The 14,495-nt window shown below is 65.2% G+C and carries 14 protein-coding genes; 5 read left to right on the top strand and 9 right to left on the bottom strand.

Features of this window, described 5'->3' with window-relative positions; all coding sequences use genetic code 11:
- Positions 1-3: 3 nt before the first annotated feature.
- On the bottom strand, positions 4-384 hold the full coding sequence (gene sdhC, locus C0V72_RS02895; protein WP_101791723.1) for a succinate dehydrogenase, cytochrome b556 subunit: 381 nt from the start codon (positions 382-384) through the stop codon (positions 4-6).
- 108 nt (positions 385-492) lie between these two features.
- Between sdhC and C0V72_RS02890 the strand changes: the two genes are divergently transcribed.
- From C0V72_RS02890 to C0V72_RS02880, 3 genes are all read left to right on the top strand, one after another.
- A complete protein-coding gene (locus C0V72_RS02890; protein ID WP_101791722.1) occupies positions 493-1,230 on the top strand; it encodes an SDR family NAD(P)-dependent oxidoreductase in 738 nt (245 codons plus the stop codon).
- Positions 1,220-2,149 carry a 50S ribosomal protein L11 methyltransferase gene (locus C0V72_RS02885; protein WP_233999749.1) on the top strand — a complete coding sequence of 310 codons (930 nt, stop codon included), beginning with the start codon at positions 1,220-1,222 and terminating at the stop codon, positions 2,147-2,149. The genes C0V72_RS02890 and C0V72_RS02885 overlap by 11 nt, the downstream gene beginning before the upstream one ends.
- Before the next feature lie 248 nt (positions 2,150-2,397).
- Positions 2,398-4,155, top strand: coding sequence for a methyl-accepting chemotaxis protein (locus C0V72_RS02880; protein WP_101791720.1), 1,758 nt, complete (start codon positions 2,398-2,400; stop codon positions 4,153-4,155).
- A 109-nt stretch (positions 4,156-4,264) separates the two neighbouring features.
- Here C0V72_RS02880 and C0V72_RS02875 read toward each other — a convergent pair whose 3' ends face one another.
- The 7 genes from C0V72_RS02875 to C0V72_RS02845 all read right to left on the bottom strand — a co-directional run bounded on the left by C0V72_RS02875 (position 4,265) and on the right by C0V72_RS02845 (position 11,972).
- The gene (locus C0V72_RS02875; protein WP_101791719.1) at positions 4,265-4,771 is read right to left on the bottom strand and encodes a CinA family protein; all 507 of its coding nucleotides are present in this window, start codon (positions 4,769-4,771) and stop codon (positions 4,265-4,267) included.
- Positions 4,771-6,852 carry an NAD-dependent DNA ligase LigA gene (ligA, locus tag C0V72_RS02870; RefSeq protein WP_101791718.1) on the bottom strand — a complete coding sequence of 694 codons (2,082 nt, stop codon included), beginning with the start codon at positions 6,850-6,852 and terminating at the stop codon, positions 4,771-4,773. Before ligA ends, C0V72_RS02875 begins: the two co-directional genes overlap by 1 nt.
- A 6-nt stretch (positions 6,853-6,858) precedes the next feature.
- A complete protein-coding gene (locus tag C0V72_RS02865) occupies positions 6,859-7,806 on the bottom strand; it encodes an alpha/beta hydrolase family protein (RefSeq protein ID WP_143704512.1) in 948 nt (315 codons plus the stop codon).
- On the bottom strand, positions 7,803-8,177 hold the full coding sequence (locus C0V72_RS02860) for an endonuclease domain-containing protein (RefSeq protein WP_101791716.1): 375 nt from the start codon (positions 8,175-8,177) through the stop codon (positions 7,803-7,805). The genes C0V72_RS02865 and C0V72_RS02860 overlap by 4 nt, the downstream gene beginning before the upstream one ends.
- 143 nt (positions 8,178-8,320) lie before the next feature.
- Entirely contained in the window at positions 8,321-9,988 is a 1,668-nt protein-coding gene (recN, locus tag C0V72_RS02855; protein ID WP_101791715.1) for a DNA repair protein RecN, read from the bottom strand.
- A 95-nt stretch (positions 9,989-10,083) separates the two neighbouring features.
- A complete protein-coding gene (locus tag C0V72_RS02850) occupies positions 10,084-11,040 on the bottom strand; it encodes a stealth family protein (RefSeq protein ID WP_101791714.1) in 957 nt (318 codons plus the stop codon).
- Between the two features lie 137 nt (positions 11,041-11,177).
- Complete coding sequence (locus C0V72_RS02845; RefSeq protein ID WP_101791713.1) at positions 11,178-11,972, bottom strand: outer membrane protein assembly factor BamD; 795 nt, start codon at positions 11,970-11,972, stop codon at positions 11,178-11,180.
- A 180-nt stretch (positions 11,973-12,152) separates the two neighbouring features.
- On the opposite strand from C0V72_RS02845, the gene C0V72_RS16550 reads away from it, so the two are divergent.
- On the top strand, positions 12,153-13,052 hold the full coding sequence (locus C0V72_RS16550; RefSeq protein ID WP_233999748.1) for a hypothetical protein: 900 nt from the start codon (positions 12,153-12,155) through the stop codon (positions 13,050-13,052).
- Between the two features lie 284 nt (positions 13,053-13,336).
- Positions 13,337-14,197 carry a restriction endonuclease gene (locus C0V72_RS02835; RefSeq protein WP_101791712.1) on the top strand — a complete coding sequence of 287 codons (861 nt, stop codon included), beginning with the start codon at positions 13,337-13,339 and terminating at the stop codon, positions 14,195-14,197.
- On the opposite strand, the gene C0V72_RS16545 is transcribed toward C0V72_RS02835, so the two are convergent.
- Positions 14,181-14,495 (bottom strand): hypothetical protein (locus C0V72_RS16545; RefSeq protein WP_233999747.1); only part of this gene is annotated, 315 nt, incomplete at its 5' end. The two genes, C0V72_RS02835 and C0V72_RS16545, sit on opposite strands and share 17 nt — an antisense overlap.

The raw sequence follows: 14,495 nt of genomic DNA, 5'->3' as shown, positions 1-14,495 counted from the left end.
CTCTCAGCGCAGCAGGATCACGGCCCAGAAGGCCGCGGTCAGAACAATTGCGATGATCGGCGACGCGATCGACCACATGCGGTTGGTATCCAATTCGTAGCCCGCACCGATATCGAGCACGAAGTGGCGCATCCCGCTCATCATGTGCGTGAAAAACGCCCACGACAGGCCGACCAGCACCAGCAGGCCCAACGGCGAGCCCATTGCGCCCTGGAACGTGGCATAGGCTTCGGCCCCGCTCGCCAGTGCACCCAGCCACCACACCAGCACGCCAAGGCCGACCAGCGCCATGCCGTCGCCCGTCGCGCGGTGAAGGATCGATACCAGCATGTGCGGCCCCCAGCGCCACACCTGCAAATGGGGAGAAAGCGGTCTTTGGTTCATGGTGATCCCAGTTGGTCCCTCAGTTTGTCACTCCACTTAGCGTTGCTGGCGCGTGAGGCAAGCGGCGAGCAGTGGACTTAACTTGCAAAGTTTCGGATAGGCGCTTGCATGGGACACATTCTTGTTACCGGATCAAGCCGTGGAATCGGCAAGGCAACGCTCCAAGCGCTCGCGGCGCGCGGCGCGCACGTCATTGGCCACGCCTCGCGCGCGGTCGCTTCAGCGCCCGGATCGATGCCCGGATCACCGCCGATCATCGCCGCCGATTTCGGCGACCCGCTGAGCGTGCAGCGCTTGTGGGATCAGGCGCTCGTCATCGCCGGGGGCAAAATCGACGCCGTGGTCAACAACGCGGGGCGGTTCGAGGCAAACCGGCTGGACCGGTCGGACCTCGAATGGCTCGATGCCTGGGACGATACCTTGCGGGTGAACCTCACCAGCGCCGCGCAAGTATCACGGCTGGCGGTGCTGCACTGGCAGCAGCGCGGCTTTGCGGGGCGGCTCGTCCATGTCGCCAGCCGCGCCGCCTATCGCGGGGACAGCCCGGCACATTGGCATTACGCGGCGGCCAAAAGCGGAATGGTGGGGATGCACAAGACCATCGCCCGCGCCTATGCCAAGGACGGCATCCTCAGCTTTGCGGTAACCCCCGGCTTTACCGATACCAGCATGGCGGACGATTACCTCGCCAGCCGCGGCGGACCGGGATTGCTGGCCGATATTCCGCTGGGCCGGGTGGCAACCCCGGACGAAATCGCCGCCATCATTACCTTTTGCGCCCTCGATGCGCCCCCCAGCATGACCGGCGCGGTGATCGACGCGAATGGAGCCAGCTTTGTCCGATAGTACCACGTGGAAGCTCTCCGCCCACGCCCCCAAGCCGGTCGTTCAGGCCGCGCTGCTGGCGCATGATTTGATCGATGACTGGGATTATGAACTCGTCATCGCGGGCCGCGAAGTGGCCGAGGACCAGCCCGACGACTGGGTGCTGGAAGGCTGGTATCCGAGAAAGCCCGGCAAGGCCGAGAAAGCCGCGCTGGCGGGCCTGTTCGAAGGCGCCGCGCCCAAAATCACCATCGAGGAACTGCCGCCTGAAGACTGGGTGACGCTCAGCCAGCACAACGCGCCGCCGATCCGCGCCGGGCGGTTCCATGTCCACACCCCCGATTACCCCGCTGATCCGGACCTCATCGACTTCACCATCCCCGCTTCCCAGGCCTTCGGCACCGGCCAGCACAAGACCACCGCCGGGTGCCTTGAAATGCTGGGACACATGAAGGCGAGCGGCGTGACCGCGCGCACCATCGCCGATATCGGCACCGGCACCGGGCTGCTCGGCTTTGCCGCGCTGGCGCTGTGGCCGCGCGCGCAGATTACCCTTACCGATATCGACGCGGTGTGTGTCGGCGTGGTCGAAGAAAACGCGCGCCTCAACGCGATCCCGATGGGCGCTGGCGCAGGCCAGGCGGTGATGATTGTGGCGGACGGGATGGACGACCCGCTGCTGGCCTTGCGCAGTCCTTATGATCTGCTGATCGCCAACATTCTGGCAGGCCCACTGGTCAGCCTCGCCCCCGATTTTGCCAAGGCGGTGCCGCCGGGTGGCAGCCTGCTGCTGGCGGGGCTGCTGGCGGGTGAGCAGGAAGCGGCCGTCAAGCGCGCGATGCACCTTGCAGGCTTCCGCATGGCCGCGCGCCTGCAACGCGGCGACTGGGCGATCCTGTGGCTGCGGCGGCGGCGGGTGCGCGGCAGGGGGCTGGGGTAAGCCAGCGCGCAGGCGGCATTTGAGCGGTTTGCGCCAAAAGAAATGGGCAAGAACGCACCTGTGCGTCGCCCGGCCAGTCAGCGCCTTTCGGCAAAGCCAGACGATGCCACCCGGTTGCCGTTTCCGTTATCGGCCGCAATCCGCATAAGGAAAAGCGATTAGGCCCGCCCAATCTGTTCGGCAAGATTGGCGCGCTAAGCCACGCTCGCACTGCCCGCCCGCAATCCGGGCGGCCTGAGGAGCGCGCGATGCTGATAACAAACCAGGTCCGGCTTGGCAGCCGTGTTATCATTGGGCTGATCTCGCTTGCCGTGGCAGTGACTGCGGTCACTATCGCGTTGGTGCGTTTCGGCGGTCCGATGACCGAAGAAAACACGCTTCAGGATGTGCTGCTGGCTGATATCCTCCCGCCGCCGGCCTATAGTGTTGAGCCTTATCTGCTGACCTTGCTGATCGCATCCGACCCGTCTGCGGCCGAACGCCATCTCAAGCGGCTCGATATCACCCGCACCGAATTCCGTGACCGTCAGGCTTTCTGGGCCAAGACCCCGGTGACGCCCGAGTTGCAGGCGCAGGTCAACGCCACAATTCAGTCAGCCGACGCGTTCTGGGCCATCGTCGACACCCGCTTTCTGCCCGCATTCAAGGCCGGCGATACCGGCCGGATGCGGGCGATCCATGCAGGCGAATTGGCCCGTGCTTATGATGTTCAGCATGGCCATGTCCTCAAACTGGTGGCCCTGTCCAATGCTTACCGGGAAAAGATGGTGGCCAGCAACCACCGGCTCACCGCGCTGCTCGTCAGCCTGGCGGGCGCGCTGGCGCTGATGCTGATGGGGGTGGTGCTGGTGGCAGCACGCCGCATTCGTCAGCACGTGATCGCACCTATGGCCGATCTGTCGGATACGATGGCAGCAATTGCACAGGGCCAGCTGGATCGCCCCGCCAGCAGCGCTGACCGTGACGATGAGATCGGCGCCATGGCCCGCAGCCTCGAAACCTTCCGTAGCGCGGCCATCGCGCGCCGCCAGGCCGAAAGCGATCAGCGCATCGTCGTCAAACTGCTGGGCGAAGGTCTTGCCGCGCTATCGCGCAAGAATCTGCAATATTCCTGCACCACCAGCCTGCCGCCTGATTATGCGGTGCTGCGCGATGATCTGAACAGCGCAATATCGAACCTTGCCAACGCGATGGCGCTTGTGCGCGAGAGTGCGTCAAGCGTGCAGCACTCAATCGTCGAAATCCGCTCAGGCACCGATGATCTGGCCGCGCGCAACGAAGTGCAGGCGGGCCGCATCGCCGAGGTTGCACAGGCCCTGTCGGACGTGACCGGATCGATCGGCAAGGTTGCAAAGGATGCCGCCGCCATGCATCACGCGATGGAAGCCGCCGCCACCCGCGCGCGCGATGGGCACGCCGTGGTGCAGCGCGCCGTCAGCGCCATGCGGGGAATTGAGCGCTCCTCCCAGGAAATTGGCACCATCATCGAGGTGATCGATGGAATCGCCTTTCAGACCAACCTGCTTGCGCTGAACGCCGGGGTCGAGGCCGCCCGCGCTGGCGAGGCCGGCAAGGGCTTTGCTGTGGTCGCGAGCGAAGTTCGCAGTCTCGCGCAGCGCTCCGCCGAAGCGGCCGATCAGATCCGCGATCTGATTTCCAAAAGCGGGGGCGAAGTCGCCAATGGTGTGCAACTGGTCGGCACGAGTGGTGCCACACTGACAGAAGTCGTCACTGCGGTGGCCGAAATCGGCAATCTGGTGAGCGACATCGCCCAATCGGCCGAGCAGCAGGCCAAGCGCCTTGCCGAAGTCGATCAGGCGATGGCGGAAATGGATCAGATGACCCAGGCCAATGCCGCCGTGGTCGAGGAATGTTCAGCCTCAACCCATCTGTTGGGCAGCGAGGCCGATGCCCTGATCGAACACGTGGCAGCTTTTCGCACAGGAAGCGCAGGAACGGCCGGCCACGCCGTGCCGCAGCACAAGCCGCCAGCCCGGGCCGCCTGACCAGCACTGCCGCAAGCGGCCCTCCGCAAGCTTCCGGTGACGACGACCGAAGCTGTCTGCTCAAGGATAGATCTTCAGAGCTTCCGCCGCGGCGGCAATCTCGCACGGGCTAACGTTCCGCGCCCGGTTCCAACCCTGCTTCCAGCAACGCCAACGCATTTCGGGTGAAGGCGGCCATGTTGGCGATGCGGTCATCGCTGGCGGTTTCGAGCAGCCGGGTGTGTTCCGCCCCCGGCCCCACCAGCGCCGCCACGCTGCGCCCCGCCGGCGCACCCGACGGATGGGTTGACCCGCCAACTGCGCCGCTCTCCGCCAACCCCCAATCGGCCCCGAAATTGTCCCGGATCGCGCGGGCTTGCAGCAGGGCGTAATCCGCGGTCGCCCCGCGCATCCCTGCGTAAGCCTCTCGCGGAAGCGCGAACAGCACGTCGCGGGCGCGGAAAGAATAGACCACGCCGCCGCCCACGAAAACATCGAGCGCGCCCGGCACGGTCAGCAAGGTGGCTGCGATCAGCCCCCCGGTAGCCCCGTCGGCGACCGCGACTTTCTGGCCCCGCGCGCGCAGCAGGCCTGCGATGCGCAACGCCTGCGGGTGCAGTTCGCGCAGCAGGTCCATCAGGCCCCGCCTTCCCCGGAACCGGCGAGCGCTTCAGCGACGATAGCCGCCCATCCGGCCTCGTCCATCGTCTCGATCCCGAGTTCGGCGGCCTTCTTCAGCTTGGACCCTGCCCCCGGACCTGCGACCAACAGATCGGTCTTGGCGCTGACGCTGCCGGCCGCCTTGGCGCCGAGGCGTTCGGCCTGCGCCTTGGCCTCGTCGCGGCTCATGGTTTCAAGCTTGCCAGTGAACACAACGGTTTTGCCCGCGACCCGGCTGGCGACGGTCTTGACCTCGTAGCGCGGCGGGGTGACCTGGCCGAGCAGGTCTTCCCACACCGCGACATTGTGCGGTTCGTGGAAGAAATCACCCAGCGCCGCGACGACCGAGGGGCCGATGCCGTCGATGGCCAGCAGCTCCTCCCCTGATGGGGAGGATTGCGCCGCCTCGGCCACGGCGCGCAAGGCTGGCAGTTCGTGGAAATGCTTCATCAGATCGCGCGCCGTCACCTCGCCCACATGCCGGATGCCGAGCGCGAACAGCAGCCGCGCTGCATCGGGTGTGCGCTTGGCCTCGATCGCGGCGAGGAGGTTGTCGACCGACTTTTCCTGCCAACCTTCAAGGCCGAGGATATCGCTGCGGCGCGCGCGCAGGCGGAAGATGTCGGCGGGGCTTTCCAGCCACCCGCGCGCAAAGAACTGCGCGATGGTCTTCTCCCCCAGCCCTTCAATGTCGAGCGCTTTGCGGCTGACGAAATGCTCCAGCCTTTGCGTGCGCTGCGCCGGGCAGATCAGGCCGCCGGTGCAGCGGACATCAACCTCGCCCTCCTCCGCCACCGCCTCGCTGCCGCATTCGGGGCAGTGATCGGGGAACGGGAAAGCGGCACGCGGCTCGTCCCGCGTCAGGTTCTCCACGACCTGCGGGATCACATCGCCCGCGCGCTGGATCACTACGCGGTCACCGATGCGCAGGCCCAGCCGGGCGATCTCGTCGCGGTTGTGGAGCGTCACGTTGGTCACGGTCACCCCGCCCACCAGCACCGGGGCGAGCCTGCCCACCGGCGTCAGCTTGCCCGTCCGCCCGACCTGAATGTCGATCCCCTGCACCACCGTTTCAGCCCGTTCCGCCGGAAACTTGTGCGCCAGCGCCCAGCGCGGGGCCTTGGCGACAAAGCCGAGCCGCTCCTGCCAATCCAGCCGGTCGAGTTTGTAGACCACCCCATCGATGTCATAGGGCAGATCGGGGCGCGCCTTGCCGATGGTATTGAAGTGAGCGACCAAATCATCCTCCCCGCCCTCAATCCGCACAAACAGCGGCGAGACCGGAAATCCCCATTCGCGCAAACGCGCCACGACCTCGGCCTGGGTTGCCCCCGGCACCGCCGAAGCCGCGCCCCAGCCATGCGCCCAGAACCGCAAGGGACGCTTCGCCGTGACGCTGGCATCCTTCTGCCGCAGGCTGCCCGCCGCCGCATTGCGGGGGTTGGCAAACAGTTTGCCGCCCGCCTCATGCTGCGCCGCATTGAGTGCGGTAAAGGACTGTTTTTCCATATAGACCTCCCCGCGCACCTCGAACACTTCGGGCACGCCGGCGGGAAGCTGCTGCGGAATATCGGGAATGTGCGCCACATTGGCCGTCACATCCTCGCCCACCTGCCCATCGCCGCGGGTGGCCGCGCGCATCAGACGCCCCTGCTCGTAGCGCAGCGAGCAGGACAGCCCGTCGATCTTGTCCTCCGCCGTACAGGCCAGCGGCGCATCGTCGGAAAGGTTCAGGAAGCGCCGCATCCGCGCCAGCCACTCCGCCACCTCTTCCGGCGAAAAGGCGTTGTCGAGGCTCATCATCCGCACCGCATGCGTCACCTTGCCCAGCGGCGAAGCGGCGACGGCATGGCCGACCTTGCGCGATGGCGAATCCGGCCGAACCAGATGCGGAAACGCCGCCTCCAGCTCGGCATTGCGGCGCACCAGCGCATCATATTCGGCGTCGGAAATCTCGGGCGAATCCTCGGCGTGATACAAGCGATCATGCCGGGCAATCGCACGCGCGAGCCGCATCAGCTCGATGGCGGCTTCGGCTTCGGAAAGGGTCTCAGTCATGGGGGGTCACTCGCCCTTCAGCACCGCCAGCATCGCAGCCTCATTCGCCGCATAGGCCGGGTTGCCGGGGGTGATAATCGCAAAATGGCTCGCGCCGATATTCTCGCGCACCGTCACCTTCGCACCGCCGGATGCCATGGCCGCCTGCGTGGCGCGTGATGGTGCGGGCAGCTTTGCCTGCACAAACAGCACCTGCGCCAGCCGCGGTGCGGTGGTCGCAGGCGAGATCGCCTTGTAACGCTCCGGAAAGCGCTGAGACTCCCCGCCGATAAAGGGATCGACCGCCGCAAACTGGCACAATGTATCGAAACCTTCCCGCTCCGCCCCGACATCGCCCGGCCCGTCGAGCACAAGGCCTGCGCGGACAGTGAGCGGTTCGCGCGCGCCCACCGGCCCATCCGCGCCCTGCCGCGCCGCCAGCCACTGCGCAGGCAGTGCGCCTGCTGAATGGCCGACCAGCGTGACCGCCGCCCGGTCAATGGGATAGCGCGCCGCAACCTCATCAATCAGCTGCGCCGAGGCCGCCCAGTCCGCGAACGACCCCGGCCACCCCCCGCCATCGCCGACCTCGCGGTAATCGACATTGAGCGTGGCGATGCCGAGCTGCTGCCAGCGCGTGGCGAGCGGGGCCATATAGGCTTGGCTGGCGATGCCGGTTTTCCAGCACCCGCCGTGATAGATCACCGCGAGCGGGAACGGGCCATCTCCAGCCGGCAGGCGCAATTCGGCAAAGCCGCGCGGGTGGTCGGCATAGCGTAAGGTAGCGTCGGGCGGGGTAGGCTTGAGGTTGGCATCGGTGCCGTAGGTCGCGTTATTGGGCTGCGCGGGCTGCGAGGCTTGCTCGGGCGCGGGAGTGGGCGCGCAGCCGACCGCGAGGAAGAGGAAAGGTATGGCACTCCACCACCCCCAACTCCGTCCTCTGAAGAGGAGGGGGCTTTTAGCCGCTCGGCTCACTTCTCCCCCTCCTCTTCAGAGGAGGGGGTCGGGGGGTGGTGACGAACCCGGCCAGCCCAACGCTCAGGCGTATCATCAAGAACATTGCACAACCGCGTCAGGCACCCTTCCAGATTGCGCATCACATCCCCGTTAGTGAAACGCACAGTCCGGAAACCGAACTGGCGCAGCATCTGCGCGTCACGCAACGCGTCGACCTCAGCATGATGCGTATCGCCGTCCACTTCGATCACAACACCGCGCGCCGGGCAGAAAAAATCGACGATGCGATGGCCGATCACGTCCTGACCACGGAATTTGAAACCGGCAAGGCGACTGTCACGCAGGGCTGCCCACAGGCGCTTTTCCGGTTCGGTCGGGTTGTTGCGCATGGCGCGGGCGCGGGCTTTGAGCGTTTCGGGTGAGACGCCACCACCCCCAACCCCCTCCTCTAAAGAGGAGGGGGCTTTGGGCCACCTCTCCCCTTCCTCCCTAACGAAGAGGGTCGGGGGGGCGTGCCTTGCGTCCTGCAAAATCACACCCCCTCCAGCAACCGCTCGGCCTGCGCGCGGGCTTCGGGCGTGACCTCGGCGCCGGACAGCATTCGGGCGATCTCCTCCTGCCGGCCGGCCTGATCGAGCAGCACCACGCTGGTGCGGGTCACGGTGCCAGCCGAAGCCTTGGCGATGAAATAGTGCTGCCCGCCGCGCGCCGCGACCTGCGGGCTGTGCGTCACCGCGAGCAATTGCCCTTCGCGCGCCGCCAGCCGGGCCAAGCGCTCGCCGATGGCACTCGCCACCGCCCCGCCCACGCCGCGGTCGATTTCATCGAAGATGATCGTCGCCGCCCCGCCCTGTTCGGCCAAGGCGACCTTCAACGCGAGGATGAAGCGCGACAATTCGCCGCCGCTGGCAATCTTGTTCAGGGGCGCAAAATCCGCGCCGGGGTTGGTCGCAATCAGAAACTCCACCGCGTCCATGCCGCTTGGCCCCCAGCGGTCCTCGGGAAGCTGGGTCACACTGGTGCGGAACCGGGCCGCATCCAGCTTCAAGGGCGCCAGTTCTGCCGCGACGGCTGCATCCAGCTTGGCCGCGCCGGCCACCCGCGCCGTGTGCGCGGCCTCGGCGGCGGCCACATAGGCCTTGCGCGCGTCCTTGGCGGCGGCTTCGAGCGCGTCCAGCTGCGCCTCCCCGCCCTCGATCGCGTCCAATCGGGCGCGCATGGTGCGCATCAGTTCGGGCAGGTCATCAACCTCGCAGCGGTGCTTGCGGGCGGCGGCGCGCAGTTCGAACAGGCGGGTTTCGGCGCGTTCCAGCTCGTGCGGATCATGCACCAGGGTTTCGGCGGCGAGGCGCAGCTTGTCTTCCGCCTCGCTCGCTTCGATCACCGCCCGGTCGAGCGCGGCGAGCGCCTCGGTCAGCAAGGGGTGCTGATCGGCGATCCGGTCGAGCTTGCGCGCCGCGACCCGCAAGGCCGCCAGCGGCGAATCCGATCCGTCCCACAGATGGCGCAGGGTTTCGAGATCGTCGGAGAGCTTCTCGCCCTTCTGCATGTCGGCGCGCGCCCCGGCGAGCCGCGCTTCCTCGCCCGCGACCGGCTCCAACGCCGAAAGTTCTGCCAGATGGGCGATCAGCAGATCCTGATCGGCCTTGGCCTGATCGACCGCGCTGCGCGCGTCGGCCAGCTGCGCTTCGGTGCGCGCCCAATCGGCATAGGCGCGCTCAATCCCCGCAGCGTCCGTCCCGGCATAACGGTCCAGCAGCAGCCGGTGGCCGCGCGGGTTCACCAGCCCGCGGTCATCATGCTGGCCGTGCAGTTCCACCAGCATCGGTGCCAGTTCGCGCAGCAGGGCGACGCTGACGGGCGCATCATTGATGAAAGCCTTGGACCCACCATCGGCCTTGATCTGCCGCCGGATCAGCAGCGGCTCGCCCGGTTCGATGGCAATGTCGGCATCATCCAGTGCGGCGGCGATCCCGGCGGGCAGGCGGGCAAAATCAAAACTGGCGGTGACGCTGGCCTTGTCCTCGCCGCTGCGCACCAGGCCGCTGGTCGCCCGGTCGCCCAGGATCAGGCCAAGCGCATCGAGCAGGATCGACTTGCCCGCCCCCGTCTCCCCCGTCAGCACGCCAAGTCCGCGCGCGAAATCGAGATCGAGCGCTTCGATAAGGACAATATTGCGGATCGAAAGCCGGGTCAGCATGGGTGAGCCGGAATAGCGCAGCCGCGCGGGCGCGTCACCTGCGCAAAGACCTCCAATCCCCAAGCCTTGGCGGTGCGGGCGCGGCAATCTTGCGGTTATGCCGCGATGGCCCGCTCGATCCAGTCGCGGGTATCGGGGATCGCCGCTTCGACCTGCGGCAGATCATTGACGCACAGGAACTTGAACTGCGGCTTCAGCGCGCGGGCCAGATAGGCGCGCACCTGCGGCAGGGGGTAATCATGCACCGCGCCGGTGCGCAGGTGCAAGTGATCGTCGGCCGTGTGCACCACCGCCTCGCCCGCCGCGATGCAGGCATGGTTGTGCAGGCCTTGCGGCAGGAATTGCGATACGCAGCGGAAGCGGTGGCCGATATTGGCGATGAATTTGCTGCGGTGCTGATCGTACAACTGTGCCAGCACCGATCGCCGCAGCGGATGGACGACATGCGCGGCCCGGAACATGCGTTCGGCGCCAAAGCCCGCCAGCGCGGCCGCATTGATCTGCGTCAGGGCATGGAGGAGCGTGGGATCATCACGGCTGGCAGGATCCGCGGCAATCGCGCGCTGATCGACCCAATGCCCGCGCAGCACCGGCGCGCGGCCGCGAAACACGTCGTCCGGTGCCAGCGGCCCGGTCAGAAACACATCATCGTTGAAATAGACAAACCGTTCCGCCAGCCCGGGAATGCGCCACAGCAGCGTTTCGATGGCGAGGGAATTGAAGGTCGGCAGCGCGCTTTCATGGCCGGCGAACAGCGTCAGGTGATCGATGATCGTGATGCGGCCGCGCAGGCTGGCCGGAAGGGCGGACAGGTCGGGCGTCTGGGCGTCGGTGATGATCCAGATCCGCCCGATCCACGGCGCATGATTGGCGATCGACCGCAGGCAATAGCTCAGTTCGTCATTGCAGGCCCAGCGGTGCGGGTTGACCGCATTGGCGTTGCGCGGGGCATGGGGCTGATAGCGCCGGCGTTTGGCGCTGTGCGCGGGATCATCGCCATCAACCCAGGTGATGACCGCGTCGATCCGCGCCGCGTCGATGGAAGTGGTCATAGGTCCTGCCGGGCAAGGATTGGGTCTGCCACGATAGAACAAGACGGCGCGGCCCTTGGCGCGGCGCGGCGCAGATGTCAATCATATGACGGATGGCCCCGCCCGCCCGCGCACGCGCAGGCACGCCTCTGCGGCAATCAGGACGCGGTGACACCGCTCGCGTTCTTGTCCACCAGCTTGAAGGCGCGCTCGTACCATTCGGAACCGGGGTAATTGGCCCCCAGCACTGCGGCATACTTCACCGCTTCGGCCGGAACGCCCAGGGCAAGGCTGCTTTCGGTCAGGCGATAGAGCGCTTCGGCGGTGTGGCTGGTGGTGTCGAACTTTTCGACCACGTTGCGGAACCGCATATCCGCCGCAAGCCACAGGCCCATGCGCTGGTAGTGGCGGCCGATCTCCATTTCCTTGCCCGCGAGGTGGTCGGCGACAAGGTCAAGCTTCAGCCGCGCGTCTGCGGCATATTCGGTCTGGGGAAAGCGCCGGTTGACCTCGCGCAGCGCGGTCTGCGCCTGCTCGGTGATCTTCTGGTCGCGGTTCACGTCGCTGATCTGCTCGTAATAGGACAGCGCAATCAGATAATAGGCGTAAGGCGCGTCCTTGTTGCCCGGGTGGATCGACAGGAACCGCTGCGCGTTCTGGATCGCCTTGTTGTAATCGCGCGCGATGTAATAGCTGAAGGCGCTCATCAGCTGCGCGCGGCGGGCCCAGGGCGAATAGGGATGCTGGCGCTCCACCTCGTCAAACAGCGCGGCGGCCTGGAGCGTATTGCCCTTGTCGAGGCGTTCCTGCGCCGAGGCGTAGAGCGATTCGACATCGCGCGCGACATAGGCGACGTCCTTGCCCTCGGTGCTTCCGGCACAGGCGGACAGGGTCGCAAGAGTGCCAGCGGCGAGCGCTGCTTGCATGAGGCGGGTGGTGAGCTTGGCTTGCATGGCCGCCCCTATAGCCAGCCCCGCGCTGAACGCCAAGTGAAGCTGCACCCCTGCCGCCGCCCGCCCACATTTTCCTACTCGGCCGATCTGTGATCCAAACCGGTTGCGCAGCGACCGCAAGGGCGACTGCCCGCCCGCAGCGACGCTGGCGCAGCCAGCATGAGCGAGGAAACAACAAGAATGACCCGCCGCAAAGACCCCCGCTCCGCCCGCCTCCCCGTTCCTGCGGGAGAGCTGCCCCCCTTCACCCCCGTGCCCCGCCAGTGCGAACGCCACGACGGCTGGACGCCCGAGCGCCAGCGCAGCTTTATCGAGGCGCTGGCCGACACCGGCTCGGTCGCCGCCGCATGCAAGGCGGTCGATATGGCCGAGCGCGGTGCCTACCACCTGCGCCGCCAACCGGGCGCGACAAGCTTCCGCGCCGCGTGGGAGGCCGCGCTCAGCCTCGGCGTGCAGCGGATCGAGGACGTGGTGATGGACCGCGCCCTCAACGGCGTCGAGGAACCGCTCTACTCCTACGGCAAACTCATCGGCACCCGCACCCGCTACAACGATCGCCTGCTGATGTTCATCCTGCGCAACCGCGCGCCCGACCGCTTCGCCGAAGGCAAGCCCAAGGCGATGAACGCCGTCGACAAGATGGAGCTCGAACGGCTCAAAAAGCAATGGCGCAAGGAATGGGAGGCCGAGCAGGGCTACGTGTCGGTCGATGATATCCGCCGCAGCATCGACCGCAAGATCGAGGACATCCGCCGCCGCTTCCAGCGCGAAGCCGAACACCGCTGGGCCGCCCTCAGCGAAGAAACCCGCGCCGCCTGGGCAGGGTTCATCGCCTCGCGCGACCGCGACCTTGCCGCCATGAACGCCGACGCCAAGACCCGCGCGGTGCTCGATGTGCGGTGGGACGCAGCGAGCAACCACTTCGATCCGCCCGAGGCAAAGCGCCTCCCCCCGCCAAAGCACACAGCGGCGGAACAGGAAAACCGTCACCCGCCCGAGGGCTGGTCCCACGGCAAGCCTGAACCTGCACCGCCGCCGAAGACGGCGTGGACGTTGAAGGATGAAAACTTTGACCCCTAGGCAGCAAAGGCGCGCCAATCCTCCCCTACAGGGGAGGGGGACCATCCGCAGGATGGTGGAGGGGCGAGCGAGGGTGTTCTGCGGGGTTGGGCGTGGAGCTGCAAGCCGGTGCGCGCCAGCGCATCACCGCCCTCGGCTGGTGGGCGGCGTCAGCCGACCCGTTCGATGTCATGGCCGCGGCCGCTTTTAGAACAACCACTTTGTCAACAGATGCGTGATGCATTTTCGGCCTTCAACGCGGAGGTAACTTGATCCGCTAAATGACGACAGTCTAACGTATCGACATGAGCAGCCTCAAAGAGATGGACTACAGAACCCTGGCCGCGCTTGTGGATTACCTCCGTGGCCCCGGCTTTGTTCTCGACTTTTCTGATCGGACGTTTTCACAGTTTTTTTATGCCGAACTCGAAGTAGATATTGATGATCCGGTGTATGCGACTCACGGCGGATCGAAGGGAAAGCGCCTCCGTCGCTTTTTGGAATTGGCCGATGACGCTACCGCAACCAAGCTATTGAGCGCGTTATGGGAAGTTCGTCGCGACCTATTAGAAGGTCGGCCTGATCCCGTCGCCGGATCGGAGCGTAAGTATTTCAGTCTATTGGAACGGTTGGGCAAACTGCAAAAAACTGGCGAAGTGCCAAAAAACAATGCTGTCCCTGACCATCAAAAAATTGCGTCATTAAAGAACGATCTGCTCATGCTATCATCTCTCCCGCCGCAAAGGCGAGGTTATGAATTTGAAGCGTTTTTGACACGCTTGTTCAATCTGTTTGGATTGCAGCCACGCGCGTCATTCCGCAATAGAGGCGAGCAGATCGACGGGAGCTTCGTTCTACAGGGAGAGACCTATCTTTTGGAGGCTAAATGGCAGTCGCAGTTGACCGACGCCAAGGATCTTCGTGACTTTGAAGGCAAGTTGAATGAAAAGGCAGCTTGGGCCCGCGGTCTTTTTGTAAGTTATTGCGGATTTTCAGAAGGTGCCTTGGAGAGTTTTGGCCGAGGTAAAAAAACAATCTGTATGGACGGCTTAGATTTAAGCCAAATACTTGAACGTAACATCGGATTACATGAAGCCGTCGAAAGAAAAGCTAGACGCGCGGCAGAAGATGGCCAGCCCTTCACCTCAATTAATCATTTATTTTAAAAGGCTTTTTACCGCCGATCGTCTCGCGCTTTACCAAACCTCGCTTCATGAGTCCGCCTAATAACCAATAGCTTAGATAGTTTTGTTGGCGCCCCTCGAAATCAGACTCAAGGCCAAGATCCCTTGCAATCTGGTTATTGATCGCACCGTCCGGTCGAGTCTTTAGATACTCGAGAATGGCACTCTCAAGATCGGCTCGGGTGAACCGCCCCGGGATTGCCGGAGGCCCTAACTCCTGAGAGGAAGGGTCTACGATGAGCAAGACAACGAACAAGTTTTCCCCTGAGGTGCGTGAGCG

Origin of the sequence: Porphyrobacter sp. TH134 (assembly GCF_002855495.1) — a bacterium.
In the GTDB taxonomy this organism is placed as follows: domain Bacteria; phylum Pseudomonadota; class Alphaproteobacteria; order Sphingomonadales; family Sphingomonadaceae; genus Erythrobacter.
This window is presented reverse-complemented; position numbering and strand designations above follow the sequence as displayed.

What these genes read in the sequence shown, in the direction of transcription:
- C0V72_RS02860 (WP_101791716.1), bottom strand. Translation starts at nt 8,177, where the DNA reads ATGCGCAACAACCCGACCGAACCGGAAAAGCGCCTGTGGGCAGCCCTG.
- C0V72_RS02845 (WP_101791713.1), bottom strand. Translation starts at nt 11,972, where the DNA reads ATGCAAGCCAAGCTCACCACCCGCCTCATGCAAGCAGCGCTCGCCGCT.
- C0V72_RS02880 (WP_101791720.1), top strand. Translation starts at nt 2,398, where the DNA reads ATGCTGATAACAAACCAGGTCCGGCTTGGCAGCCGTGTTATCATTGGG.
- C0V72_RS02850 (WP_101791714.1), bottom strand. Translation starts at nt 11,040, where the DNA reads ATGACCACTTCCATCGACGCGGCGCGGATCGACGCGGTCATCACCTGG.
- sdhC (WP_101791723.1), bottom strand. Translation starts at nt 384, where the DNA reads ATGAACCAAAGACCGCTTTCTCCCCATTTGCAGGTGTGGCGCTGGGGG.
- C0V72_RS16550 (WP_233999748.1), top strand. Translation starts at nt 12,153, where the DNA reads ATGACCCGCCGCAAAGACCCCCGCTCCGCCCGCCTCCCCGTTCCTGCG.
- C0V72_RS02875 (WP_101791719.1), bottom strand. Translation starts at nt 4,771, where the DNA reads ATGGACCTGCTGCGCGAACTGCACCCGCAGGCGTTGCGCATCGCAGGC.
- recN (WP_101791715.1), bottom strand. Translation starts at nt 9,988, where the DNA reads ATGCTGACCCGGCTTTCGATCCGCAATATTGTCCTTATCGAAGCGCTC.
- ligA (WP_101791718.1), bottom strand. Translation starts at nt 6,852, where the DNA reads ATGACTGAGACCCTTTCCGAAGCCGAAGCCGCCATCGAGCTGATGCGG.
- C0V72_RS02890 (WP_101791722.1), top strand. Translation starts at nt 493, where the DNA reads ATGGGACACATTCTTGTTACCGGATCAAGCCGTGGAATCGGCAAGGCA.
- C0V72_RS02835 (WP_101791712.1), top strand. Translation starts at nt 13,337, where the DNA reads ATGAGCAGCCTCAAAGAGATGGACTACAGAACCCTGGCCGCGCTTGTG.